27 protein-coding genes and 4 pseudogenes are annotated in these 21,876 nt (G+C 68.4%); 14 read left to right on the top strand and 17 right to left on the bottom strand.

Going from position 1 to position 21,876, the window contains the following annotated elements:
• Positions 1 to 62: 62 nt before the first annotated feature.
• On the top strand, positions 63 to 866 hold the full coding sequence (locus ACWD35_RS34775) for an FkbM family methyltransferase (RefSeq protein ID WP_451355339.1): 804 nt from the start codon (positions 63 to 65) through the stop codon (positions 864 to 866).
• Positions 867 to 876: 10 nt separating this feature from the next.
• Here ACWD35_RS34775 and ACWD35_RS34770 read toward each other — a convergent pair.
• From ACWD35_RS34770 to ACWD35_RS34735, 8 genes and pseudogenes are all read right to left on the bottom strand, one after another.
• Positions 877 to 1,554 (bottom strand): annotated as a pseudogene (locus tag ACWD35_RS34770) (transposase); the annotation flags it as partial.
• Positions 1,473 to 1,991, bottom strand: coding sequence for a hypothetical protein (locus ACWD35_RS34765; protein ID WP_451355338.1), 519 nt, complete (start codon positions 1,989 to 1,991; stop codon positions 1,473 to 1,475). The gene ACWD35_RS34765 and the pseudogene ACWD35_RS34770, both read right to left, overlap by 82 nt.
• Before the next feature lie 10 nt (positions 1,992 to 2,001).
• The gene (locus ACWD35_RS34760; RefSeq protein WP_451355337.1) at positions 2,002 to 2,205 is read right to left on the bottom strand and encodes a hypothetical protein; all 204 of its coding nucleotides are present in this window, start codon (positions 2,203 to 2,205) and stop codon (positions 2,002 to 2,004) included.
• Positions 2,206 to 2,578: 373 nt separating this feature from the next.
• Positions 2,579 to 3,538, bottom strand: a complete 960-nt coding sequence (locus ACWD35_RS34755) for an ABC transporter permease (protein ID WP_451355336.1) — start codon at positions 3,536 to 3,538, stop codon at positions 2,579 to 2,581.
• Positions 3,535 to 4,491 carry an ABC transporter ATP-binding protein gene (locus tag ACWD35_RS34750; protein ID WP_451355335.1) on the bottom strand — a complete coding sequence of 319 codons (957 nt, stop codon included), beginning with the start codon at positions 4,489 to 4,491 and terminating at the stop codon, positions 3,535 to 3,537. The genes ACWD35_RS34755 and ACWD35_RS34750 overlap by 4 nt, the downstream gene beginning before the upstream one ends.
• Positions 4,488 to 4,838: a transcriptional regulator gene (locus ACWD35_RS34745; RefSeq protein WP_451355334.1), complete on the bottom strand. Its 351-nt coding sequence runs from the start codon at positions 4,836 to 4,838 to the stop codon at positions 4,488 to 4,490. The genes ACWD35_RS34750 and ACWD35_RS34745 overlap by 4 nt, the downstream gene beginning before the upstream one ends.
• On the bottom strand, positions 4,835 to 5,356 hold the full coding sequence (locus ACWD35_RS34740) for a hypothetical protein (protein WP_451355333.1): 522 nt from the start codon (positions 5,354 to 5,356) through the stop codon (positions 4,835 to 4,837). Before ACWD35_RS34740 ends, ACWD35_RS34745 begins: the two co-directional genes overlap by 4 nt.
• A gap of 180 nt (positions 5,357 to 5,536) precedes the next feature.
• Positions 5,537 to 6,073, bottom strand: coding sequence for a hypothetical protein (locus ACWD35_RS34735; RefSeq protein WP_451355404.1), 537 nt, complete (start codon positions 6,071 to 6,073; stop codon positions 5,537 to 5,539).
• 81 nt (positions 6,074 to 6,154) lie between these two features.
• On the opposite strand from ACWD35_RS34735, the pseudogene ACWD35_RS34730 reads away from it, so the two are divergent.
• Positions 6,155 to 6,391: pseudogene (locus ACWD35_RS34730) on the top strand (integrase); the annotation flags it as partial.
• 39 nt (positions 6,392 to 6,430) lie between these two features.
• Here the strand turns inward: ACWD35_RS34730 and ACWD35_RS34725 are convergent.
• Positions 6,431 to 6,580, bottom strand: coding sequence for a hypothetical protein (locus ACWD35_RS34725; RefSeq protein WP_451355403.1), 150 nt, complete (start codon positions 6,578 to 6,580; stop codon positions 6,431 to 6,433).
• A gap of 572 nt (positions 6,581 to 7,152) precedes the next feature.
• Here ACWD35_RS34725 and ACWD35_RS34720 point away from each other — a divergent pair.
• The 4 genes and pseudogenes from ACWD35_RS34720 to ACWD35_RS34705 all read left to right on the top strand — a co-directional run.
• Positions 7,153 to 7,233 (top strand): annotated as a pseudogene (locus ACWD35_RS34720) (DUF4253 domain-containing protein); the annotation flags it as partial.
• Positions 7,234 to 7,401: 168 nt separating this feature from the next.
• Positions 7,402 to 8,202, top strand: coding sequence for a hypothetical protein (locus ACWD35_RS34715; RefSeq protein ID WP_451355332.1), 801 nt, complete (start codon positions 7,402 to 7,404; stop codon positions 8,200 to 8,202).
• A 9-nt stretch (positions 8,203 to 8,211) separates the two neighbouring features.
• On the top strand, positions 8,212 to 9,042 hold the full coding sequence (locus ACWD35_RS34710) for a hypothetical protein (protein ID WP_451355331.1): 831 nt from the start codon (positions 8,212 to 8,214) through the stop codon (positions 9,040 to 9,042).
• Between the two features lie 82 nt (positions 9,043 to 9,124).
• Positions 9,125 to 9,943, top strand: a complete 819-nt coding sequence (locus tag ACWD35_RS34705; RefSeq protein ID WP_451355330.1) for a hypothetical protein — start codon at positions 9,125 to 9,127, stop codon at positions 9,941 to 9,943.
• A gap of 10 nt (positions 9,944 to 9,953) precedes the next feature.
• Here ACWD35_RS34705 and ACWD35_RS34700 read toward each other — a convergent pair.
• Positions 9,954 to 10,204 (bottom strand): annotated as a pseudogene (locus ACWD35_RS34700) (transcriptional regulator); the annotation flags it as partial.
• A gap of 575 nt (positions 10,205 to 10,779) precedes the next feature.
• On the opposite strand from ACWD35_RS34700, the gene ACWD35_RS34695 reads away from it, so the two are divergent.
• The gene (locus ACWD35_RS34695) at positions 10,780 to 11,433 is read left to right on the top strand and encodes a LysE family translocator (RefSeq protein WP_451355329.1); all 654 of its coding nucleotides are present in this window, start codon (positions 10,780 to 10,782) and stop codon (positions 11,431 to 11,433) included.
• Positions 11,434 to 11,755: 322 nt separating this feature from the next.
• The gene (locus ACWD35_RS34690) at positions 11,756 to 11,887 is read left to right on the top strand and encodes a hypothetical protein (RefSeq protein ID WP_451355328.1); all 132 of its coding nucleotides are present in this window, start codon (positions 11,756 to 11,758) and stop codon (positions 11,885 to 11,887) included.
• Here ACWD35_RS34690 and ACWD35_RS34685 read toward each other — a convergent pair.
• Positions 11,835 to 12,119, bottom strand: a complete 285-nt coding sequence (locus ACWD35_RS34685; protein WP_451355327.1) for a YciI family protein — start codon at positions 12,117 to 12,119, stop codon at positions 11,835 to 11,837. The two genes, ACWD35_RS34690 and ACWD35_RS34685, sit on opposite strands and share 53 nt — an antisense overlap.
• Before the next feature lie 8 nt (positions 12,120 to 12,127).
• A complete protein-coding gene (locus ACWD35_RS34680; protein ID WP_451355326.1) occupies positions 12,128 to 12,685 on the bottom strand; it encodes a TetR/AcrR family transcriptional regulator in 558 nt (185 codons plus the stop codon).
• 168 nt (positions 12,686 to 12,853) lie between these two features.
• Here ACWD35_RS34680 and ACWD35_RS34675 point away from each other — a divergent pair, with 168 nt between their 5' ends.
• On the top strand, positions 12,854 to 14,017 hold the full coding sequence (locus ACWD35_RS34675) for an alkene reductase (RefSeq protein ID WP_451355325.1): 1,164 nt from the start codon (positions 12,854 to 12,856) through the stop codon (positions 14,015 to 14,017).
• Positions 14,018 to 14,244: 227 nt separating this feature from the next.
• Here the strand turns inward: ACWD35_RS34675 and ACWD35_RS34670 are convergent, their stop codons facing one another.
• The 4 genes from ACWD35_RS34670 to ACWD35_RS34655 all read right to left on the bottom strand — a co-directional run bounded on the left by ACWD35_RS34670 (position 14,245) and on the right by ACWD35_RS34655 (position 16,886).
• Positions 14,245 to 14,991, bottom strand: a complete 747-nt coding sequence (locus ACWD35_RS34670; protein ID WP_451355324.1) for an MBL fold metallo-hydrolase — start codon at positions 14,989 to 14,991, stop codon at positions 14,245 to 14,247.
• 108 nt (positions 14,992 to 15,099) lie between these two features.
• Complete coding sequence (locus tag ACWD35_RS34665; protein ID WP_451355323.1) at positions 15,100 to 16,071, bottom strand: GlxA family transcriptional regulator; 972 nt, start codon at positions 16,069 to 16,071, stop codon at positions 15,100 to 15,102.
• Between the two features lie 144 nt (positions 16,072 to 16,215).
• Entirely contained in the window at positions 16,216 to 16,374 is a 159-nt protein-coding gene (locus ACWD35_RS34660; RefSeq protein ID WP_451355322.1) for a hypothetical protein, read from the bottom strand.
• Positions 16,375 to 16,445: 71 nt separating this feature from the next.
• Positions 16,446 to 16,886: a DUF5958 family protein gene (locus ACWD35_RS34655; RefSeq protein ID WP_451355321.1), complete on the bottom strand. Its 441-nt coding sequence runs from the start codon at positions 16,884 to 16,886 to the stop codon at positions 16,446 to 16,448.
• Between the two features lie 158 nt (positions 16,887 to 17,044).
• Between ACWD35_RS34655 and ACWD35_RS34650 the strand changes: the two genes are divergently transcribed.
• Positions 17,045 to 17,920: a hypothetical protein gene (locus tag ACWD35_RS34650; RefSeq protein WP_451355320.1), complete on the top strand. Its 876-nt coding sequence runs from the start codon at positions 17,045 to 17,047 to the stop codon at positions 17,918 to 17,920.
• A 100-nt stretch (positions 17,921 to 18,020) separates the two neighbouring features.
• Here the strand turns inward: ACWD35_RS34650 and ACWD35_RS34645 are convergent, their stop codons facing one another.
• Positions 18,021 to 18,539 (bottom strand): winged helix-turn-helix transcriptional regulator, encoded by a 519-nt coding sequence (locus ACWD35_RS34645; protein WP_451355319.1) that lies wholly within the window; start codon positions 18,537 to 18,539, stop codon positions 18,021 to 18,023.
• Positions 18,540 to 18,638: 99 nt separating this feature from the next.
• Between ACWD35_RS34645 and ACWD35_RS34640 the strand changes: the two genes are divergently transcribed.
• The 4 genes from ACWD35_RS34640 to ACWD35_RS34625 all read left to right on the top strand — a co-directional run bounded on the left by ACWD35_RS34640 (position 18,639) and on the right by ACWD35_RS34625 (position 21,638).
• The gene (locus ACWD35_RS34640; RefSeq protein ID WP_451355318.1) at positions 18,639 to 19,424 is read left to right on the top strand and encodes an SDR family oxidoreductase; all 786 of its coding nucleotides are present in this window, start codon (positions 18,639 to 18,641) and stop codon (positions 19,422 to 19,424) included.
• 25 nt (positions 19,425 to 19,449) lie between these two features.
• Positions 19,450 to 19,809: a nuclear transport factor 2 family protein gene (locus ACWD35_RS34635; protein ID WP_451355317.1), complete on the top strand. Its 360-nt coding sequence runs from the start codon at positions 19,450 to 19,452 to the stop codon at positions 19,807 to 19,809.
• 762 nt (positions 19,810 to 20,571) lie between these two features.
• The gene (locus ACWD35_RS34630; RefSeq protein WP_451355316.1) at positions 20,572 to 21,213 is read left to right on the top strand and encodes a reverse transcriptase domain-containing protein; all 642 of its coding nucleotides are present in this window, start codon (positions 20,572 to 20,574) and stop codon (positions 21,211 to 21,213) included.
• A gap of 239 nt (positions 21,214 to 21,452) precedes the next feature.
• Entirely contained in the window at positions 21,453 to 21,638 is a 186-nt protein-coding gene (locus ACWD35_RS34625; protein WP_451355315.1) for a hypothetical protein, read from the top strand.
• The last annotated feature ends 238 nt before the right edge of the window (positions 21,639 to 21,876 follow it).

The raw sequence follows: 21,876 nt of genomic DNA, 5'->3' as shown, positions 1-21,876 counted from the left end.
CGCGGCCGAAGTGAAGCCTGTGGGCTGGATTGTTGACTCCAATCCTGATAAATGACTTTGTCATGGTCATGAACACGATTGAACTGCACAGTATCAATCGTTGGGAGGCGTCCTTCCTGCGCGAGGAGGTGGGCGGCTACTTCACCCACGGCGTCGAGTGCACACCGGGCGCGACGGTACTCGACGTGGGCGCCAACATCGGTGTGTTCTCGGCGGCCGTCTATGAGCGGCTGGACGGGGACGTGCGGATCTACGCCTTCGAGCCGGTGCCGCCACTCCACGCGACACTCGAACGCAATGCCCGCGAATTCTTCAACGGACGTCTGACCGCGCTCCCTTACGGCCTGGCGTCCCGTGACGACGAGCTCGATTTCAGCTACATTCCGGCCGCCACGATCTTCTCGTCCTCATCGCGGGATCAGGGGAACATCGAGGCTGAGCGGCGGCGGGTCACCGCCAGCGTTGTGGAAATGATCCGCCAGGGCGGCCTGGGACCGGTCCTGCGCCGCGTACCCGCTCCCATCCTCACTCTTCTCGTCGGCCGCAAGCTGCGGGTGATGCGGCGGCTTGAGACGCACCGGGTGAAGGTCAGGCCCCTGTCATCAGTGCTCGACGAGCAGGGCATCGACCACATCGACCTGCTCAAGGTTGATGTGGAAGGCGCCGAACTCGATGTGCTCAGAGGCATCGAGGAACGGCATTGGCCGCTGGTCCGCCAGGCCGTCGTCGAGGTGGAGCGCTGGCAGCAGAACCGCGACACAGTCTGCGAGGTCCTCCTCACGCACGGCTTCACGGTCAGCACCGAGCAGGACCCGGTGCAGCAGGCCGGCGACATTGGCATGGTGTTTGCGGTCAGGCCCTACTGACTTCGGCTCGTCAAGGTGACGCTCGATTTTCGAGGGGCAGGCCGGTGCCTGCTGTGAAAGCCGTCGAGGGTGTCGGGCTGATATTGAAGGCGTTTGAGCCGGTTGCGGACGAGCGTTTCCAGGCGGTCGAGGGCGACGACGGCGAGGTTGGCCAGGCTGCGTTTGACGTGTGCCCACACGCCCTCGACGGGGTTGAGGTCAGGTGAGTAAGCGGGCAGCAGGAACACTGTCAGCCATTCACGCTCAGTGATCAGCTCACGCATGGCTTGGGAGATGTGTATGTTGAGCCGGTCCCAGACCAGCACGACCGGCGCCTTGACGAGCTGGTGGGCGCCGTCGATCAGCGCGATGAAGTCGCGTTCGCCCATGCTGCGGCGCTTGCCTTTGCCCGCGGGGTGGGTGCGCAAGCGGTGGCACAACCGGGTTCGTGAGCCGGGCCGCATCGCGATCAGTCCGGCCACCGACAGCCGTCCCGAGCGCCGCCCGCTGACTGTCACGACCGGTGTGCGGCCGCGCCGGCCCCAGGTGCGTCCTTTGGGCGGCCGACAGGTGAAGCCCGCCTCGTCCTCGAAGCAGATGTAGCCACCACAGGCCGCCCGGGCTCTTTTACCTCGGCCCAAGTCGCCTCCTTCCGCACCTCGACGGCCGTCTCGTCGCGTTCGGCCAACCGCCGCGCGGACACCTGTGGACGCCGAAGCGGACCCGGCACAGACCGAACTCGCCGTACTCGGCTCCGTGCGGGTTCCGGCCGAAGTCGGCGGCGTCCAGCATCCGCGTCTCATTCCGCCGTGTGCCGAAGGCGTACGAGGTCTTGAACAGGGCCGCGTCACGGAAGGCCGGCAGCCAGCCCTTGCGGCCGAAGGCCCGGATGCGGGCGACCTCGTCGTCGCAGTGAGCGAAGAAGGCGGGCAGCTCAGCTTTGGTGAAGACCCGCTTCTTTGCGTCGGACTCGTTGTCCTGGACGTGGACGGCAGTGTTCCACTCGTGCACGACCTGGACCGGGTGGGAACCGAACTGCTCTTCGCAGGTGGTGGCCCACTCGTAGAGGGGGTCGGTGGCGAAGTGGCAGAAGGCGCGGACGGCTTCGGAGTACGAGCGGATCGTCGATCGCTTCAGGTCACGCAATGAGCGCAGGTCACCAAGCCAATTCGTCGACCATCGCCGGTGTCCACTGCCACGGGAAGGCGTTCACGTAGGCGGCGAACGCTTTCACCGTGTTCTCCCGGCCCCCGACCGTTGAGCGGGCCAGGTTCCGCGCGAGCTGCTGGTTGGAGAATCCGCCCAACATCGCGGTGAAAACCTGCTCTTCCGGCCGCAGCAGTGCGACCCCATGCGCCATCCACCCCCACGAGTGACAAGGGTTCGCTACTGCCCCGCGCCAAGCGCTACGGTCACAGTCCACCCAGACGTCCGACGCCGCTGGTCAGCTGTATAGCCGCACATCGCATCGGACGCGATGCACCTACCGTCGCCAGTCCGCATCCGATGCAATTGGCGGCACTTGTAGTTGAGGTACAGGAAGTAGAGCCGAGATTGATCACGGCTGTGGGCTGAGGACCTCGGCGTCCGGGCAGGACGGGGGCGTCGGCGTTCTGGAGCGCGGCGAGGTCCGTATGCGCCTGGGTGATGGCTTCGCGGTACGCATGGGCGGCGCGCCATGGCTGTGGGGGTGGGCTGGATGCCGCTCCGGCCCGCGGTGCCGAAAGGGCGTGTCATGTCGTGAGCGCGCCGTTCAGACGCGCCTTGCCCTGGCGTTCGGTCAGCCGGGAGCCGGACTCGCGGCGGGCTGCGCGGCGCAGCAGCGGGACGGCGAGCAGGAAGCCGATGACGGCCCAGCCGGCCAGCACCAGCGCGACGGTGGGCAGCTGCCAGGAGCCGGACGGCTCCACGGCCCGCGCGGCGTCCGGCAGCAGGGCCGAGCGCACGCCCTGCGCCATCCACCGGAGTGGGAAGACGGACGCCACGTCCTGCACCACCACCGGCAGCCGGTTGATCGGGAACATCGCCCCCGAGGTCACCAGCAGCGCCATCGCAGGCAGCATTATCATCGCCAGCGCCTCGCGGGCGTTGGGCAGCACGGCGCCGATGGCCGCGCCCAGCGGTACGACGGCGAGCAGACCGAGGGCGATCACCCATATCAGCGTCAGCCAACTGCCGGGGCTGTGCGGCAGCGGCCCGTCCACGAACAATGCGGCGGCGCCCAGCAGAACGGTGATGATGCCCATCGCCATGATGACGATCAGCACGGACTTCGCGACGAGATAGGCCAGTATGCCGCCGGGCGTGGCCCGCAGCCGCAGCAACGTGCCCTCGTCGCGTTCGGTCACCAGGATCTGCGGGAGGTTGATCAGCCCCACCTGGAACAGCAGATACGCGGCGAACCCGGCGATCGTCAGGTGCGCGGCGGGGATATGGGTGCCGGGCAGGTCGTCATGGATGAAGGAGGCGACCATCAAGGCGACCACCACATTGCTGAGATGACTGACGAACTCCTTGCGGCTGCGCAGGAGATGACGCACCTCTATACCGCCGCGCCGCAGCCCGGCCTGCCAGGAGCGCAGTCGCCGGCCGCGAACGCGGTCCGGCCCTGGGGCGCTGGCCGCCCCGTCCGTCGCGCCGGTCCCGCCCCGCGTGGTCCTGTGCCGCACCGCTGTCATGTCCGTCTGCCTCATGCGGATCGTTCCTCCCCCGTCCCGGCGCCCACCAGGGCTGTGTTGTCGGCAGTCCCGGCGTCCGTGGTGCCGTCGGCGTGCTCGTGCACCATGTGCAGATAGGTGTCCTCCAGCGTCGGTCGGCGGACCTCCAGGTCGGCGATCGGCCCGCCGGCCTCGCAGTGCAGCTCCCAGACCAGCAGGGAGGGATCCGCGGTGCGCTCGCGGCGCGGCGCGCCGTCCGGCGCCGTCCAGCGGACCTCCGCCTGAGCCGCGGCCCGCCGGGCGAGCTCGGCGGGTGTGCCGCAGCCCCGGATACGACCGTTGACCAGCATCGCTATCCGGGCGGCGAGCCGCTCGGCCTCGGCCAGGTCATGGGTGGTCAGCAGGATGGTGACGCCCTCGTCGCGGGCCAGCCGCTCGACCAGGTCGTGGAACTCGCGGCGCGCCTCGGGGTCGAAGCCGGTGGTCGGCTCGTCCAGGAAGAGGAGCTCAGGGCGGCCGACGATGCCGAGCGCGACATCGACGCGCCTCCGCTGGCCGCCGGACAGCTGGTCGACCCGGTGCCGGGCCCGGTGGGTGAGACCGACCAGCTCCAGCAGCTCTTCCGGGTCACGCGGATCGGGGTAGTACGTCGCGAAGTGCCGCAGCAGCTCGGCGACCTGCCAGCGGCGGTGGTCGCGCCACGACTGGAGCACCAGGCCGATCCGGCCGCGCCAGGTATCGTCGGCGTGCGCCGGGTCCTTGCCGAGGACCCGGACCTCGCCGGCGGAGCGCTGCCGGAAGCCCTCCAGGATCTCGACGGTGGTGGTCTTCCCGGCGCCGTTAGGGCCGAGCAGGGCGAAGATCTCCCCGCGGTGGATGTCCAGGTCGACGCCCTGGAGCACCTCGGTGCCGCCGTACGACATCCGCAGGCCCCGTGCGGAGACGACCGGTTGGCGGGAGCCGGCGGCTGTGGTGGGGGTGCTGGTCATCGGCTCGCCTCCGCGTGTTGCTGTTCGGGTGCCGTCTGCTGCGCCGCCGCGTGGCCCGCACCCTCGACGATGGCGCGGAGAGCGGTGACATGGCCTTCGAAGGCGGTGCGTCCGCGGGCCGTCAGCCGTACCTTGGTGCGGCGTTTGCGCCCGCCGCCCTCCTTGCGGATCTCCAGATACTCGGCCTCCTCCAGGGTGTGCAGCTGCTTGGAGAGCGCGGAGTCGCTGAGCGAGAGGCTGTCGCGGATGAACTGGAAGTCGGCCCACTCAGTGGCGGCCAGCAGGGCCACCACGGACAACCGGGTGGAAGGATGGATCAGTTCGTCGAAGCCCGTGGGGGTGCTCATAGGCCCGCCTCCTCGTGAATGGCTTGTGTGGCGCGGCCTCGCAGCGCGCGTTCGCGGAGTGGGCTGACCGCCCAGCGGTTCGCCGGTCCCGTGAAGAGGACGAACACGGCAGCTGCGGCGGTGGCCGTGATCAGACTGGGGTAGGGCAGGGCGAGCGAGCCCGCCAGGTGGTCGGAGAGCAGGATCGTGCCGCCGGTGACGCACCCGCCCGCGATGAACGTGGCGAAGCTGCGCCAGCTGTACCGGGAGCGGTGCAACTGCATCCGGGCGCGGCGGCTGTAGATGACGGCCAGGGTGCCCAGGATGCTGGCATAGGCGGCGAGCATCAGCCACAGGCCCCACGCCGGGAGCTTGAGCCCCATGCTGGCGAGGAAGACCCACATGATCGCGGCCGTGATGTAGGTCGCCTTGGGATCACCGTGCGCGCGTCGCTCGATCTCGTCGTACACCCGCTCCTGCGGCACCCGGATCCGCTGCAGATCCCGCCAAGCCCCCTCGGCATCCACCGGTGTAGTCATGCCATCGCCTCCCCGACAACGTTGCTGGACCGCAGGGGCGCGCCGGACCGGATCAGGCTGGACCGCCCCCGCGTAACTTGCCTACTGGGAAAGTTAACTGTGGCTTTCCCAATAGGCAAGTCGAAATGACCCTGTGGGTGCCGACGTTCTTGTCACCTGCGCTGAGCTGTGACTTGGGGGTCACGACGTGATCGGGTCGAAGGGACTCGTGAGCGCGTCGGCGCACGTTCGGGAGTCATGACGTTCCGTCTGGTCTGCCGATTCGGCTGCCTGCTGCTGGGCTGGCTGCGCTTGCTGGCGCGGTCCTCGGCGGCCAAGGATGTCGGGATACTGGTGCTCCGGCAGCAGTTGGCCGTCCTGCAGCGCAGCAGCCCAAAGCCCGCCTTCAGCGGCGGGGACCGCGCGGTGCTCGCAGCCTTGCTCCAGTTGCTGGGTAGGCTTCGCCGTTCGACGCTGAGGCTGCTGATCACCCCACGTACCGTGCTGCGCTGGCAGTGGCGCTGCGCCTGGCCCGCGAGTACGACGGATGGGGGTATCGGCGGATCCACCGTCTGGGAGATCTTGCAGCGGGCCGGGGTCGATCCGGTGCCCCAGCGGGCCGGCCGCTCCTGGGCGAAGTTCCTCACCGCGCAGGCCCAGGGGATCCTCGCCGTCGACGTCTTCCATGTGGACGCGGTCTTCCTGCGGCGCCTGTTCGTCCTGTTCTTCATCGAGCACGGCACCCGGAGGGTGCACATCGCCGGCGTCACTCGCAATGTCACCACCGAATGGGCGGCCCGGCAGGCCCGCAACCGGCTGATGAGCCTGGACGAGGTGCGCAGCGCCGGCATCCGGTACCTGATCCGCGACAATGCCGGCTACTTCACCGAGGGCTTCGATGCGGTCTTCGCCGCCATCGGCGCCCGCGTGGTGCCCATTCTGCCGGGCGTGCCCCGGATGAACGCGATCGCCGAGCGCTGGGTCGGATCATGCCGCCGTGAGGCCACCGACCGGGTCCTGATCACCGGCGAGCGCCACCTGCGCCTCGTCGTCGACGAGTATGCCGGTCACCACGACGAACATCGGCCTCACCGATCACTCGGACAGCGATGCCCCGACGGTGTCGGCGCGCCCGAACCACCCGCCGCCGATGGCCCGTCCCGTGTCATCCGGCGCGACCGCCATGGCGGCCTCATCCACAAGTACGCGCAGGTCGCACAGGGTGACCGGATTGTCGGCACGCACAGGCTTAGGGCAACCGCTTCACCCCGACGTCCTTGCGGACCTCCTCAACGACCTCGGCATTCCCACCACCGCCGGCCGCACCGCTGCGATCCGGCAACACGTGCTGGAGATGCCCGTTCCGGTCGTCGCGGAGGCTCTGAGCTACCACCGGGTTACCACGGCCAAGCTGGCCTCCGAGGCCGGAAGCACCTGGAGCCGATACGCCTCTGGAGACCACTGGCGGTCACCACCAGGCTGGACGCCCCGGAGAACCGAAGGCAGTTGAATACGCGAGCCCGCCAGTACCAAGGCCGTCCATCAGGTCGACAACCTGGCATCCTGCCGCGTCGCCGAGAAGAACGGCTACCAATTCGACAGAATCCTGCCGTCGGCTCCTCCCTCCTACCCTCTCGATGGTCATCTGCACATACGACGCGCAGCTGCCTGACCCCGTCCGTCGACACCTGCCAACGCCCCGTTTCTCTACCTGGCAAGCGGCGCACACTCCCTGGTAGGCGCGGACACATAGAACCGCGCCTCCGCGTCGTCGCCGACGTCCTGGGGCTGTCCGGGTCACGGAGGGGGCGCAGCCCCTCGTCCCGGCCCGCCGCTCCGCCGACATACCGGCCGCGTTCGGCTGGACCGGCCCGGTCAACTACGAGAACGAAGTGGCCTGCCGCTGGGACTGAGCGGAGCTGCACCGGGCCAGGAACCGTAGGTGCCGTACGGGCGTCTCTGCCGCCGCAAGTGGAGAGCACCGTCCGGCACCAACGACCTGGGGGGTATCCGCGATGGCCCGAAAGACCCGAAGAACCTGGAAGACCTGGAGATCCTGGAGAGCGGTGACCACCGCTCTCGCCATCCTGATCGGCCTGACCGCCGCCGGGGCGTCACCCGCCTCCGCCGACCCGGGCGGACCGGTCGCGCCCAACCTGGACCAGCACTGCGCCGTGCAGAACAGTGGCAGCGGTCCCATGACGATCGCGATACCCGTCGACCGGATCACCCTCAACCTCGAGTCCGTCGGTTACGCGCCCGCCAACTCCACCATCACCGCCTTCTACACCATCAGCGGCAGCACCAAGACCGGCACCGCCACCGGCGCGTTCGACACCGCCAGGAAGAACGCCACGTTCAACTTCTCGGTGTCCAACCCGCCACCGGGCGCGACACTGACCGTCACCTACCAGGTGTGGTGGCACGACGTCGGCGTCTACTACAGCAACTTCGTGAGCGCTCCGCTGGCCCCCTGCACCCTGGACAACACCACCTACGTCGACGCCTCGACGTGGAACGACTACGTGACCGTGACCGGCGTCTCCCAGCGGTGCGAGACCGTCGACATCGGCGTCGGCGGCAGGCACGCCTATATCCGCGAGGACATCGCGACGGTGAACGTCGCGCACGGTTCGTCCTACTGGCCCTCGTGGTACGCGGGCCGGTCAGTCTGGGCCGACTACTGGATCGTCGGCCAGAAGACCTACACCTCGGGAGCGTCCGGCGTCTTCGACTCCGACGGCAATGCCACGCTGTCGTTCGTGATCATCGCTCCCACCACCGGCGCCGAACTCGACGTGCTGGCAAGCGGCCAAGCGGGCTCGCGGACCTTCCCCGGCCACTCCTGGGCCACCATCGCCTGCTGAGCGTGCGAAATGACATGGAGACCTCTGAGAGCACTGAAGGCAGTCGTCGCGGGTCTGGCCGTCCTGATCGGCCTGACCGCCGTCGGCGCATCGCCCGCCTACGCCGGTCTGGACGGCCCGGTGTCGCCCAACATGGACCAGCACTGCGCCGTGGAAACCATCGGGAGCGGCCCCCTGTCGATCGCGGTACCCGTGGACCGCATCACCCTGAACCTGGAGGCCGTTGATCACGACCCCGCCGACGCCGGCATCACCGCGACCTACACCGTCGTCGGCACCACCAAGACCGGCACCACCACCGGCGAGTTCGACGCCGTCAGGTCGAACACGACGCTCACCTTCCAGGTGTCCAACCCGCCGCTGGGCGCGGAGCTGGACGTCAACTACCAGGTGAGCTGGCCCGACGGCACCTACTACAGCCATACCATCGAAACCTGGCTGGCGCCCTGCACCCTGAGCAACACGACCGCCTTCAACACGTCCACGTGGCTGAACTTCCTGGACATGACCAGCGTGTCCCAGCGCTGCACGACCATCGATCTCGGCGTCGGCGGCCGGCACGCCTACATTCGCGCGGACATCGTGACGGTGAACATCTCGCGCGGCTCGCCCTATTCGCCCGAGTGGTACGCGGGGAACTCGGTCTGGGCCGACTACTGGATCCCCGGCACCAAGGGCTACACCCCGGGAGCCAGCGGCATCTTCGACGCCAACGGCAGGGCCACGCTGACGTTCCGGCTCCTCGCCCCGCCCACCGGCGCCGAACTCGACGTCCTGGCGAGCGGCAAGTTCGACCTGGCCACGGTACCCGCGCACGGCTGGGTCACCATCGCCTGCTGACCCGGCTCCGGCACCGAACAGCATCATCGACCCTGGGGGAGAGATCAAAATGATCAGGAGAGCACCAAGACCGCCAAGGCCATTGAGCGTACTGAGATCACGAAGAGCGCTGAGCGCACTGATCGCGAGTCTGGCCCTGCTCATCGGCCTGACCGCCGCCGGAGCGTCGCCCGCCTACGCCGGTCTGGACGGGCCGGTGGCGGCCTACGTGGACCAGCACTGCGGAATGGACACCACTGGGAGCGGTAAGACGACCACCGCCGTACCCGTAGACCGGGTCACCCTGAACCTGGAAGCCGTTTCACACAGCCCCGCCAACTCCAAGATCACCGCCGTTTACACCATCCCCGGCACCAGCAAATACGGCACGCTCTTCGGCCAGTTCGACCCGACCAAGGGAAACGTCACCTTCAACTACACGGTGGACAACCCGCCCGCCGACGCGACGCTGAGCATCAGCTACGAGGTCGCCTGGACCGACGGCACCTACTACAGCACCACGCTGACCCGCCCCCTGCTCCACTGCACGCGGGACAACACGACCGGGGTCGACAGGGAGTGGTGGTTCGACGACGCCTACACCACCGCCTTCCAGCAGTGCACCACCGTCGGCACATGGCCGTACTCCATCCGCGCGGTGGACGTGACCGTGCACATCTCGCACGACCTCTCCGACGCATCCAGATTCGCGCGGCAACCGGTGTGGGTGGACTACTGGATTCCCGGCAAGAAGGGCTACACCTCGGGAACGTCAGGCATCACGGACTCCGTCGGTGATGCCTGGGTGACGTTCCGGCTGGTGGCCCCGCCCACCGGCGCCGAACTCGACATCCTGTCGAGCGTCAGGGAGGACACGAGCCGCACCTACCCCGTCCACAAGTGGGTCACGATCGGCTGCTGACCCGACCGGGTCACTGGGTCGTGCCCTCCGGGACCCAGCCCGAGCCGCCCAGCGGAAACTCGTAGGCGGGCCGGCCGTTGTTGCCACTCGTGCGGAACGGCCGCCCGTTGTCGTTGATCACCAGTGTGCCGCTGCGGGAACCGCTGGACCAGGGGCGTCCAGCACCGAGGTCACGTCGTATGCGGAGGCGTCCCCCCTGATGTAGACGACCTCCGGGTCCGACTCGCTCACCGACAACGGGAATTTCCGCCCCCCGGCCTTCGAAGGTCAGTGATGGCGGGAAGTCGGCGGGCTACGTCGTAGACAGTTATGGCTCATCCAACCGGATGCCTCTGACATCAGCCGCCCTCTCCCAGGCGTCACGCTCAGTGAGCCTTTTCCAACCTGAAGTCGCTGGTCAGCGGGCTGGTGTGGGGTTTGGGTGGAATGCTCGCGCTGGTCGGGGGTGTGGTCGCCAGCAGGTGATCGTCCGTCGTGTGGCCGGTTCACCGGAATCGCATCGCCGGCAGGCGACCGCCTCGTACGCTCCGCGCGGAAGGAAAGCTGATGGCGGATGCGCTGGTGTGGGTGATGCAGCGGCGAGTGGTGCTGGCGGACCGCGCCGAACGCCTGCGCAAGGAACTTGCCGACATCGATGCCTTCCCGACCGCCCAGCGCTGAGCGACAAGGACCTCCGCTGACCGGTTGTGCCAAGCCGGAGACAACCGAGGGAGCGCTTGAGGTGCGGCCGACTCCCAGGGGCGAAGTGCTGAGCGACCAGCGGCATCAGTCCTGCTGATGCGCAGTGAAGCAGACCGCATTGGACGTGATCGCGGCCGCGGCTTCAGGATGGCCGCATGACCGTTTCCTCTGCTATCGCCTCCTTCGCCGTAGTGGCAGGCATGCTGACCATCATGCCGGGACTGGACACCGCTCTGGTGCTACGCTCCGCCATCACCCTGGGCAGGCGCCGGGCCTTCGCGACGGCGCTGGGGATCCTCTGCGGCGTCCTCGTGTGGGGCGTGGCCGCCGCGCTCGGTGCCGCGGCGGTGCTCACGGCATCCCATCTGCTGTACGACGCGCTGCGCGTGGCCGGTGCCGGGTACCTGGCGTGGCTGGGGATCGGCATGCTTCGCCGGACGCTCAAGGAGCGCGGCCGGCCCGTGTCGGGGGATACGGCGAACGGAGCGGGAGCCACGACCGCGGAGGCGACGTGGGCACGGTCCTGGGCGTGCGGGCTGGGCACCAGCCTGCTGAACCCGAAGAACGGCGTCTTCTACATGGCGATGCTGCCCCAGTTCATCCCCAGCGGCGCCCCGCATTTGCTGATGGGGGTTGTCTTGGCGACCGTGCATGACCTGGAGGGGCTGGTCTGGTTCAGCGCGCTGATATTCGGCACCCAGCTCGTCCGCCGGTGGCTGAACCGCGGCTCGGTGCAGCGGGTCATCGACGCGATCACCGGCACGGTACTCGTTGGCTTCGGCATCAAGCTGGCACTCGGGGACAACTGACCACTTGGCACTGTGCATCGTGAAGTTGCAGGTCAAGGGTCTGGTGTGCGTGATGTCCGGGATGCTCGTGCTGGTCGCGGGCGGATGACTTCGGCGAAGATCGTCGGTCACCGGGAGACTTCGCGGTTCGTCAGGACCAGCAGAGCCCTCACCAGGGCGGTCGCCCGCTTTGGGTCGGTGCGTACCTTGCCGAGAACGCGCCAGTTCTTCAGGACTTCGCGGTCCAGGCGGGTCAGATGAGGCGGAGCGGCTTCAGCCCGAGCTGGGGGCCGGGCCGGCCGCGCATGGCTGGAGCGAGGACCAGCGGTGGACCCTGGCGAGGGTGGCCGAACTGATCGACCGGCTCTTCGGGCACCGGTACACCTCGCGCGGGGTGGTGTCGGGGCCGAGGAACGACGCCGTCACAGCAGGAAGCTCAGCCGCTCGTCCGCCAGTCCCGGCGCGATCTCGATGATCTCCGCCGTGACAACGTCCTGGGCGACGAACGGGTCCTCGTCGACGCGCTTCTGCAGCACCTCGCGCGAGGTGTTGTGGGCGAGGACCGCACCGCCGAGGCCCGGCTGGATGCTGCCAACCAGCAGGAAGACCCCGTCGTCCAGGCCGCGCTTGATCCACTCCTGGTGGCCGGCCATGTGCTGGCTGGCGGAGCCCGAGTTGTCGGAGAACCGAAGCAGGATCACGAACATGCGATCTCTCATTTCTCGTAGGTGCTCAGCCAGTTGCGCATCCGGTCGACTTCCCGCTGGATGAACGCCTCGTCTCGAAAGGCGTTGGCCATGACGGCGACCCCCTGGCTGAAGGCGAGCACGTGCATCGCCAGCTCGTCGGCCTGCTCGGCCGGCCCGAGCAGCGCGAACTGCTGCCGGAGCCACGCGCGGAACAGGGCGAACAGACGGCTGGCCTGGCCGAGCATGGCGTGCTCCAGCTTGGCCAGCTCCGTGGTCAAGGTGCCCACGGGGCAGCCGTAGTCCTGGATGTCGGCGCGGTTCGTCAGCACGATCTCGATGTACCGCATGATGCGGTCGGCCGGGGTGGGTGCCTCGGCCTCCCACTGCTCCAGCATCCGCCGGGTGTCTGCGAGGCGGGCGTCGATCACCGCGTCCAAGATCGCGTCCTTGGACTTGAAGTGGTAGTAGAAGTTGCCCCGCGACAGTCCGACGGCTCCCGCGATGTCCGCGAACGAGGTGTGCTCGTAGCCGTGGTGGTAGAAGAGCCTGTCTGCTGCCGCCACGATCTGTTCACGAGTCGCCACAGCAGTCACGGTGATCCCCTTCCGTCATAGGACAGTCGACCTAGAGCCACAACGTAGGTCAACTGTCCTAGGTCGTCAAGTCGTTGACACCGCCAGTGCGGGCGACCTAGCGTGACGGCCCTCTAGGGCAGCTGTCCTACGATGTTCACTGCAACGCTGGAGCTCCACATGCCCTTCGACTTGTTCGCGCCGTTCGACCTGGGCGACGTCAGGCTCGCCAACCGGATGGTGATGGCGCCGATGACCCGCAACCGCGCCGACGCGGACGGGTGCGTTCCCCCGTTGATGGTCGCCCACTACCGGCAGCGCGCCACCGCGGGCCTGATCATCGCGGAGTCCACCACGGTCTCACCGCAGGCGGTGGGCTATCCCTTCACCCCCGGCCTGCACACCGACGCCCACGCGGCCGGCTGGCAGCGTCTGACCGAGGCGGTCCACGAGGAGGGAGGGCGCATCTTCGTGCAGTTGCAGCACTGTGGCCGCGTTTCCCATCCGAGCCTGCTGGACGGGGCGACGCCCGTCGCCCCCTCGGCGCTTGGACCCGTCGGCCAAGCCGCCACCTACGCCGGCCCGCAGGACTTCGTGACGCCCCGCGAGCTCGAACGCGACGAGCTGCCGGGCATCGTCGCGCAGTTCCGCCGCGCCGCCGAGCTGGCCAGGCAGGCGGGCTTCGACGGCATCGAGGTCCACGCCGGCAACGGCTACCTGATCGACCAGTTCCTGCGCGACGGGACCAACCACCGCTCCGATGCGTACGGCGGCAGCGCGGCCAACCGCATGCGCTTGCTGAACGAGGTCCTCGACGAAGTGTGTGCCCAGTGGCCCGCCGAGCGGGTGGGCGTGCGCCTGACGCCGGAGAACAGCTTCAACTCGATGTCGGATTCCGATCCGCAGGGCCACTTCGAGTATTTCCTGGGGCAGCTGAGTCCGCGCGGCCTGGCGTATGCGCACGTCCTGGAGGGCGACATGATGACGAAGACCGCATCCGTCGACTACCTCGCGCTGCGGACGAGGTTCGCCGGTGCGTACATTGCCAACAACGGCTACGACCTTGCGCGCGCCCAGGCAGCGGTACACGCCGGGCACGCCGACCTGGTCGCCTTCGGCACGCCGTTCCTGGCCAACCCGGACCTGGTCCGCCGCTACCGGGAGAACCTGCCTCTGACCGCGGCCGACCCGACCACGTTCTACGGCGGAGGGGAGGCCGGCTACACGGACTATCCGTTCTACCAGGGCGACGGAGCCCAGACACGCGTCCTCGCGACCGCGGCCGATGTCCAGCACGGCATGCCGCCGCATCCGGCTCTGCAGGACCTGCCGCCGGTCGGCTGACGCGGCTCCCGGCCTCGGGCCGCTCGGCCGGGTCCAACAGGGTTGACGGCGCGCTGGGTGGGGCTGGCCGGCCCTGGGACGCTGCCGCCGCCAAGCCGGCAGGCCGCCAAGCCGGCAGGCCGCCAAGCCGGCAGGCCGCCAAGCCGGCAGGCCGCCAAGCCGGCAGGCCGCCAAGCCGGCAGGCCGTTGCTGGGGGCCGTCCCGGTGCCGGACCGTGCAATGGTGCGTCACTCACTGCGTGTGGTGAGGCGTCCGGCGGCTCCGAGTCGCGCGAGGCGGTCGTGTTCCCTATCAGCCCACTGCCGTACCCGGTCGGGATCCAGCGGGGTGCCGTGGCCGACGTGGAGGGTGGTGGGGTTGAGGGCGAGCATCTCGCGGAGGCTGGTGAGGTTCTGCCGGGGGTCGTCATGAAAGGGTGGGTTGGCGGGTTTGCCGGGGATGAGGCCCATGAAGGAGTTGGCGATCAGGTCGCCGGCGACGAGGTCGCCGTCGTCGGTGAGGACGGAGACCGATCCGGCAGTGTGGCCGGGGGTGGGCATGATGCGCGCCGCGAGGCCGAAGTCCTCCAGGCTCGTCTCGCCGCGGATGAGCACCGCGGGTTCGAAGGGTTCGGCCCGGGCGTGGAGCTTCTGATTGCGATCCATGAGGCGGCCCATCGGGCCGGTGGGCAGGTACGGTTCGCGGACCCGGCCGGAGCGGTACGGTCCGAGGTCGGCGATGTGGCCGGCGACGGGCGCGCCGGTGAGCCGGTGCAGTTCGGCGGCGGAGCCGAAGTGGTCGATGTGGCCGTGGGTGATGACGATCAGTGAGACGTCGGTGGGGTCGACGCCGTGGGCGGTGATCTGGTCGTGGATCTTCTGGCCGCTGCCGGGGGTTCCGGCGTCGACGATGACAGGTCGGCGGCCGAGCAGCAGGTACGCGTTGATGTTGTGCCGGCCCATGACCGGGATCGGGACGACCTTCGTACGGGGCATGGCTTTCCTCCGAAGTGTGCTGGTCGATGCCACGCCGTGCGGGCATGGCGGGGCTCGGCCGGTGCGCGGATGTGTCCGCTGGCCGGCAGGTGGTGTGGGTGGTGTGGGTCAGAAGCGGCGGCGGTACTCGGCCGGGGTGGTGCCCAGCCGCCGCCGGAAGACGCGGTGCAGCGTCTCCACGGAGCCGAGGCCGCTGGCGGCGGCGACCACCGGCAGGCTCCGGTCGCTGTCCTCCAGCAATCGCCGGGCGGCCTCCAGCCTGGCTGCCTCCACGTAGGCGGCCGGTGTCGTGGAGGTGCGCTGACGGAACAGCCGGGTGAAGTGGCGCGTGCTCAGGTGTGTCCGGGCCGCGAGGGCCTCGAGTGACAGGTCCTCGGTGAGGTGTTCGGCGATCCACATCCGCAGCTCGTCGATCCGGTCGTCCGAGGAGCTCTGCACGGAGAGCGGCACGCTGAACTGACTCTGCCCGCCGGAGCGTTTGACGTACATCACCATCATCCGGGCGGTCGCGAGCGCGAGTTCCTGGCCGTGGTCCTCGGCGACCATGGCCAGGGCCATGTCCATCCCTGAGGTGACGCCGGCGCAGGTCCACACTCGCCCGTCCCGGATGAAGATCGGGTCGGGATCGACCCGGACGCCGGGGTGTTCGGCGGCCAGTCTGGCTGCGGTGAGCCAGTGCGTGGTGGCGGGCCGGCCGTCGAGTAGTCCGGCGACGGCCAGCAGGTGCGCTCCCGCGCAGACCGATCCGATCCGCCGGGCCCGGGGTGCCGCACGGCGCAGCCAGTCGGTGACCTCGTGGTCGATCACCGGCTCCACGCCGCCGTCGACGAGCTCGATCGCCCCCGACACCAGCAGGGTGTCGATCGGGCCGGTCACGTCGTCGAGGGCCAGGTCGGCCATCAGCCGGACGCCGCTGGAGGTGGTCACCGGGCCGCCGTCGGCCGTCGCGATCCGCACGAGGTAGCCGGGCCGGTCGGCTCCGGCAACCCTGGAGGCGACGGAGAACACCTCGGCGGGTCCGGTGGCGTCCAGCAGCTCGATGCCGGGGAAGGCGACGATCACGACGCGGTGCGGGGACATGCCCTGATCATTCCGCCCGATCGGACATGGCCGCAATGACCAGGATCTGTCATATCAGGCCATCGAGAAGTGGTGGCCCGGGCCGCGCGCTGATCAGCGCCCTGGCCGGATCCTGACACTCAGTCCGCTCCGGCCTCGTCGTCCTCATACCTCCGCCGGGCCTCGCAGGGACCGCAGCCCGCCGCCGGCCGGGCCGAAGGCGCGGAAGGTGTAGCGGCCCAGCACCTGGTGCTCGCGCTGCTGGGCTGGTAGCGCCCGCAGCTGCTCGACGGCGGCGTCCAGGTAGCGGGTGGTCCACGGCACCGCGGCGCTCCCGTAGCAGCTCTTTGAACTGCCCGCCTGTGAGTGGGTGGTGTGGTGGCAGCGGTTGGTTGTCAGCGGGTGGGGACGGTTCCTGACGGGGCGGCCAGGTTGTGCCATGTGTGTCCGCAGGTGCCCTTGCAGTACGTCTTCCTGCGGCGGGTGTCGGCGATGGCGAACACGGAGACAAGGACACGGAACGCTTTGACGTGTTCGTCGGCGGGGAGGTTGGCGAACCCGTAGCGGGGTGGGTCCATGCAGATCATCACCGAGGGGTTCGCCGTGGGTTTTATCCCGGAGCGTGCCACGCCCGCGCGGCCGTCCGCGGCCGTGATGTGCGCCTGCATCGCGTAGCCGGCGATCTCCTGCAGGACCTCCTGCCGGCGCGCCGGGCAGAGTCCGGAGAACCAGGTTGTCCCGCTGTCCAGCGTGCGGAGTTCTTGGGCGATCTCGTTGACGATCTGCTCGGTCTCGCGCCGGAAGGCACGGTCGTCCCCGTGATTCGTCGCGGTCATCTCTTGATGGTTCCACGTTGCCGTTCCGGGGCCGAGGGCCCTGACCTGCTACAGCCGCGCCCGCGGTCGTACGACGCGGCTCATCGTTTCGTAGTGGCTGTCATGGGGTTGCTCATTCCTGTGTGCGGGGTGTCGGGGCCGGGGGTGTGCTGGCTGGTATGAGCGAGGGCGTTCGGCTGGCGCGTGGTGTGGTGGTGCGTCGGTTGTTGGCGGTGGATGAGGCGTCTGGTTCTGTGTCGTCGCTTCATGCGCAGGTGATGGCCGAGGCTGCCGGGGTGACCGGGCGGACGGTGTGGCGGTGGTTGTCCGAGGCCCGGGCGGCGCGTTTGGAGGGCAGATCGCGCCGGGGTGGGTTCTCGTTGTCGGATGCGTGGTGGGCGCAGTTGGCGGAGGTGGGTGGGAACGTCGCGGCTTTGCACCGGCGGATGACGGACGACGGTGCGGTGGAGGGTGTGCCATCGCTGGGTACGTTGCGCCGTTCGGTGAGCCGGGATCTGCGCGCGGGGCGGGTGCTTCAGGTAGCGCGGTTGGCGCGGGGACGGGGCGAGGCCGGCCGCTATGACCGGTTCCTGGCCGAGTTGGAGCTTCAGCGGGCGGATGAGGGCCTGCCGGTGGTCGACGCTGAGCCGGGAGACCCGGTCGCGGCTGTGCCGGAGAAGGGCGGGGTCCTGCCGCAGCGGGGTGGGGTGCGGTTGTTCGTGCCGGGTGCGCGGTTGGTGTCGACGGCCGGGGTTGCCGCGGTGGTGGAGGCGGAGGGGCATACGGTCGCGGCGCGGGGGACCGGGTGCGTGTTCGGGGATCCTGGGGTGGGGAAGACCGTGGCGGTGCAGCAGGCGCTGCATCTGTTGCCGTCGCGGGTGCCGGTGTGGCGGGCGGTGGTCGGGGTGAAGCTGGGCCTGCCTCAGATGCGCGTGTCGCTGCTGGAGGCGTTGGGGTTGCCAGCGGGTTCTCTGGCGCTGACGGGGATTCTTGGAAACGACCGGTGTTGCTCCTCGCCTCGCTTGATCCAGTTCTCAACGACTGGGGAGGGTTAGCAGATATCACCCCGGCGACAAGCCAATGGCGCGAGGCTGGTCAAGTGCAGTCCGTGCTTGCGGCCCGGCTCAGGGCTGTACGAGGCTCTTCCGGGCGGACTTACGCCTCTTCCGCGGGAATGACGAGCCGTGCCGCGTAGCGGCTGCGCATCGCGTCGCTGGCTGCGGGGCCCGCGGTGAAGACGTAGGCGGCGCTGTCGTCGAGTCGGCGGCCGGTTTTGGCGTCGACGACGACGGGCTCGGCTTCCTCTCCGCTGTGCGCGTCGACGAGGATCATGCTGCGCTCTGTCGGCGTGAGGCGGGAGTTGCCCCACGCGGCCAGGGCGACGATCACCGGGCGCAAGGAGCGCCCGAGTTCGGTGAGTACGTACTCGTGCCGGACGGGGCTGGTCTGGTAGGGCCGGCGCTCCAGCAGGCCGTCCGCGACGAGGGTCTTCAGCCGGGTGGTGAGCATGCTGGAGGAGATGCCCAGGCTCTCCTGGAACTGGTCGAAGCGGGTGTAGCCGTCGAAGGCGTCGTGGAGGATCAGCAGTGTCCACCACTCGCCGACGTGTTCCACCGTCGTGGACAGCGGGCACTCCCGGTCCTCCAGTCTGATCCGGCTTGCCACGGCGACCATCCCCTCAGTTACTGCTAATGTCGAAGTTAGTAGCTTCTATTTTAGCAGTCGAGACGGGAGCGGCGCCCCGTATGGCCGCGCCTGGAAACGGAGCACATCGTGACGACATCCATCAGCGAATCCCTCGAAGGCCGACGCGCTCTGGTCACCGGCGGCACCAAGGGCACCGGAGCCGCGATCGCCCGACGGCTCGCCGAGGCCGGCGCGACCGTGCTGGTCACCGCCCGCAGCCGCCCCGACGACGTCGAAGAGGAGACGTTCATCGGTGCCGACCTGTCCACGGCGCAGGGCGCGGCCCACGTCGCCGCCGAGGTGGACGCCCGCATGGGAGGCGTCGACATCCTGGTCAACACCCTCGGCGGCTCCGAGGCGCCGGCAGGAGGATTCGCCGCGCTCGGCGAGGACGACTGGGCAAGGGAGCTGAACACGAACCTGCTGGCCGCCGTCCGCCTGGACCGCGCACTCCTCCCGCACATGATCGCCACGGGCAAAGGCGCGGTCGTGCACGTCACCTCGATCCAGCGCCGCATGCCGCTGTGGAACGGCACCCTGGCCTACGCCGCCGCCAAGGCCGCCCTGACCACGTACAGCAAGGGCCTGGCCAACCAGGTCGCCCCGCACGGCGTCCGCGTCAACACCGTCTCGCCCGGCTTCGTCCAGACCTCGGCCGCCGACAACCTCGTCACCCGGATCGCCCACGACGCCGGCATCAGCCAGGAGGCGGCGCTGGGCCGGCTCATGGACTCCCTGGGAGGCATCCCGCTCGGCCGTCCCAACCGGCCCGAGGAGGTCGCCGAGCTCGTCGCCTTCCTCGTCTCCGACCGCGCCTCGGCCATCGTCGGCGCCGAACACGTCATCGACGGCGGCACCACCCCCACCGTCTGAACCCGCCACCACCATCGGGAGCGTCATGTACGACAACCAGCCCCGGACCATCACCCCGGACGACCTGCCCGAGGTGATCACCCGCTACCTCACAGCGCACCGCGTCCACGACACCGCCACCGCGGTCATGACGTTCACCGACGACGCCACAGTGATCGACGACGGCAACACCTACCAGGGAAGCGCCGCGATCGAGCGGTGGCTGGACCGATCCGCCACCGAATTCACCTACACCATCCACCTCACGAACGCTCAGGAGACCGACACGGCCCACTACATCGCCACACACCACCTCGAAGGCAACTTCCCCGGCGGCACCATCGATCTCCGCTATCGGTTCACGCTGCGCGACGACCTCATCGAACACCTCGCCATCGAACCCTGAACCCGCTCCCACACCACCTGTTCCCACTCGCGAGAGAGACCCCACCCAGCCACCCGACCAAGAGCCAGCCCGACAGTTCGGCATCCACCCGCAGATCAGCATTAGCACGTCTGAGGAATCAAGGCGAGCAACTCCGGGGCCATCCTGAGCACAGGGTGAGGAGATTCAATTCAAAGATCCCGTGTGCCACGAATGCGAAAGGAACCGTATGTAGGAATAGTTCTGGAAGCAATGCTGTGCAAGACATGAAGGTTTGGCCCTTCGGAGCCGCCCTGCGGGGGGAGGCTTCAAACCACCACATGCTGCGAGAGCGGTGACGCGATCGTGGTGAGCGATGTGGAGAAGGCGTCCAAGAGGCGTCAGGTGGGGATCAGGAAGGCGAACGCAAGTGAACCACTGCTGAAGTGTCGTTATTGAAATCGAAGTGGCATCAAAACCGGGCCCACGGGATTGGGTCTGGGATAAGCCTGACGGGAGCCCGTCTATTGGTCAGGTGGTGCCCGGCACGGAGGTGGCGTGAGCCTGGTCTGCTGGTCCTGCACGGAACGTGGGAAGGCACGCTTCGACACTGTCGGCCCGAGAGGTCGGCGAGAGGGAGCGCCCTGAGCGGCTGAACCGTGAGGGGCTGAGTACCGGCGCGGAGCGTGCTGGCGGACCGGTCCGTAGTAGTGCTGAAGCCCCTGTAACGGGGGTGGAGCGAAGGGGCCGGGTCATCCGTGGCTGTGTGTATCTGGTCAACCGGACGTTCTCCGGGAGGAGCCGATGGACAAGCTGAAGTCATCGAACAAGCCGTTTGAAATCTCCAAGTGGGAAGTGTTGGAGGCGTATCGGGAGGTCAAGAGGAATCAAGGGGCACCAGGGGTAGACGGGCAGTCCATCGAGGACTTCGAGTCAGACTTGAAGGGAAACCTGTACAAGCTCTGGAATCGAATGTCCTCGGGAACGTACTTCCCTCCTCCGGTGCGTGCGGTGGAGATTCCGAAGCAGCATGGCGGCGGCACGAGAACACTTGGCATTCCTACTGTTGCCGATCGTGTGGCGCAAACCGTGGTGGCCAGACACTTAGGAATCCGTGTGGAGCCAGTCTTCCACGAAGATTCCTATGGATATCGGCCGAGACGGTCCGCGCTTGATGCGGTGGAGCGATGCCGGCAGCGGTGTTGGGGGAAGGACTGGGTGATCGATCTCGACATCCAGAAGTTCTTCGACAGCGTCCGCTGGGACCTCATCGTCAAGGCCGTGGAAGCTCACACCGACGCCGTTTGGGTGAAGTTGTACGTTGATCGGTGGCTCCGAGCGCCGCTTCAACGACCCGACGGCACCTTGCAGAAGCGGGACCGTGGCACCCCGCAGGGGTCAGCGGCCACGCCTCCAACGCAATGGGCAACTTCACCTTCGAAGTGACGCTGCGCTACCGGAGGTTGGAGAAGTTGCCTCGCGGCGAGAGTAGGCAACGTCATGACGGGTAGTACGTTCATGACATGGTGCGCGGGGATCGTGTCGACGGTATCGAGTACGCCTGGCGGGTCAACGCTGCAGCGGATCTTCTTGCGACGGAGGTTTCTGTCGCTGAGGCGGCCGCTGTGCTGGCTGCCCGATATGGGGTGTCGGTCCGTCAGGCACACCGGTATGTGGAGCAGGCCGTGGCGCAAGGCCGAGTCGCCGTCCCCGAGGCGAACGTGGTGTTCACCGTCAAGCTGCCCGGGTCGCTGGCCGAGCAGGTCCGAGCACATGCCCGCGCCAACGAGGCCACGCTCTCCGCGGTGGTGGCCCGGGCGCTGGCCGACTATCTCCGTGACGAGGCCGACGGGCGGCGGCCACCACCGTGAACCGGCCGGTCGTAGAGGTGACGTGGGTCTTCTCCCGGCACGCTGCCGCGGATCTGCAGGCGGCCTACGAGGTGCTGGTGCCCCAGCGCCAGGCCCGGACACAGGGCGTCCAGCAGCAGGAACAGGTGCCGGAAGGAGCGGGTGGTGACCACGGCGGCGATCTACGCGAGGGTGTCCTCGCAGCGGCAGAAGAAGGACCAGACGATTGCCTCGCAGACGGCCGCGCTGCGCGCGTACA

The sequence above is a fragment of the Streptomyces sp. NPDC002671 genome, from assembly GCF_053592475.1.
The sequence above is the reverse complement of the archived record's forward strand: the minus strand, read 5'-3'. Positions and strand labels throughout refer to the sequence as shown.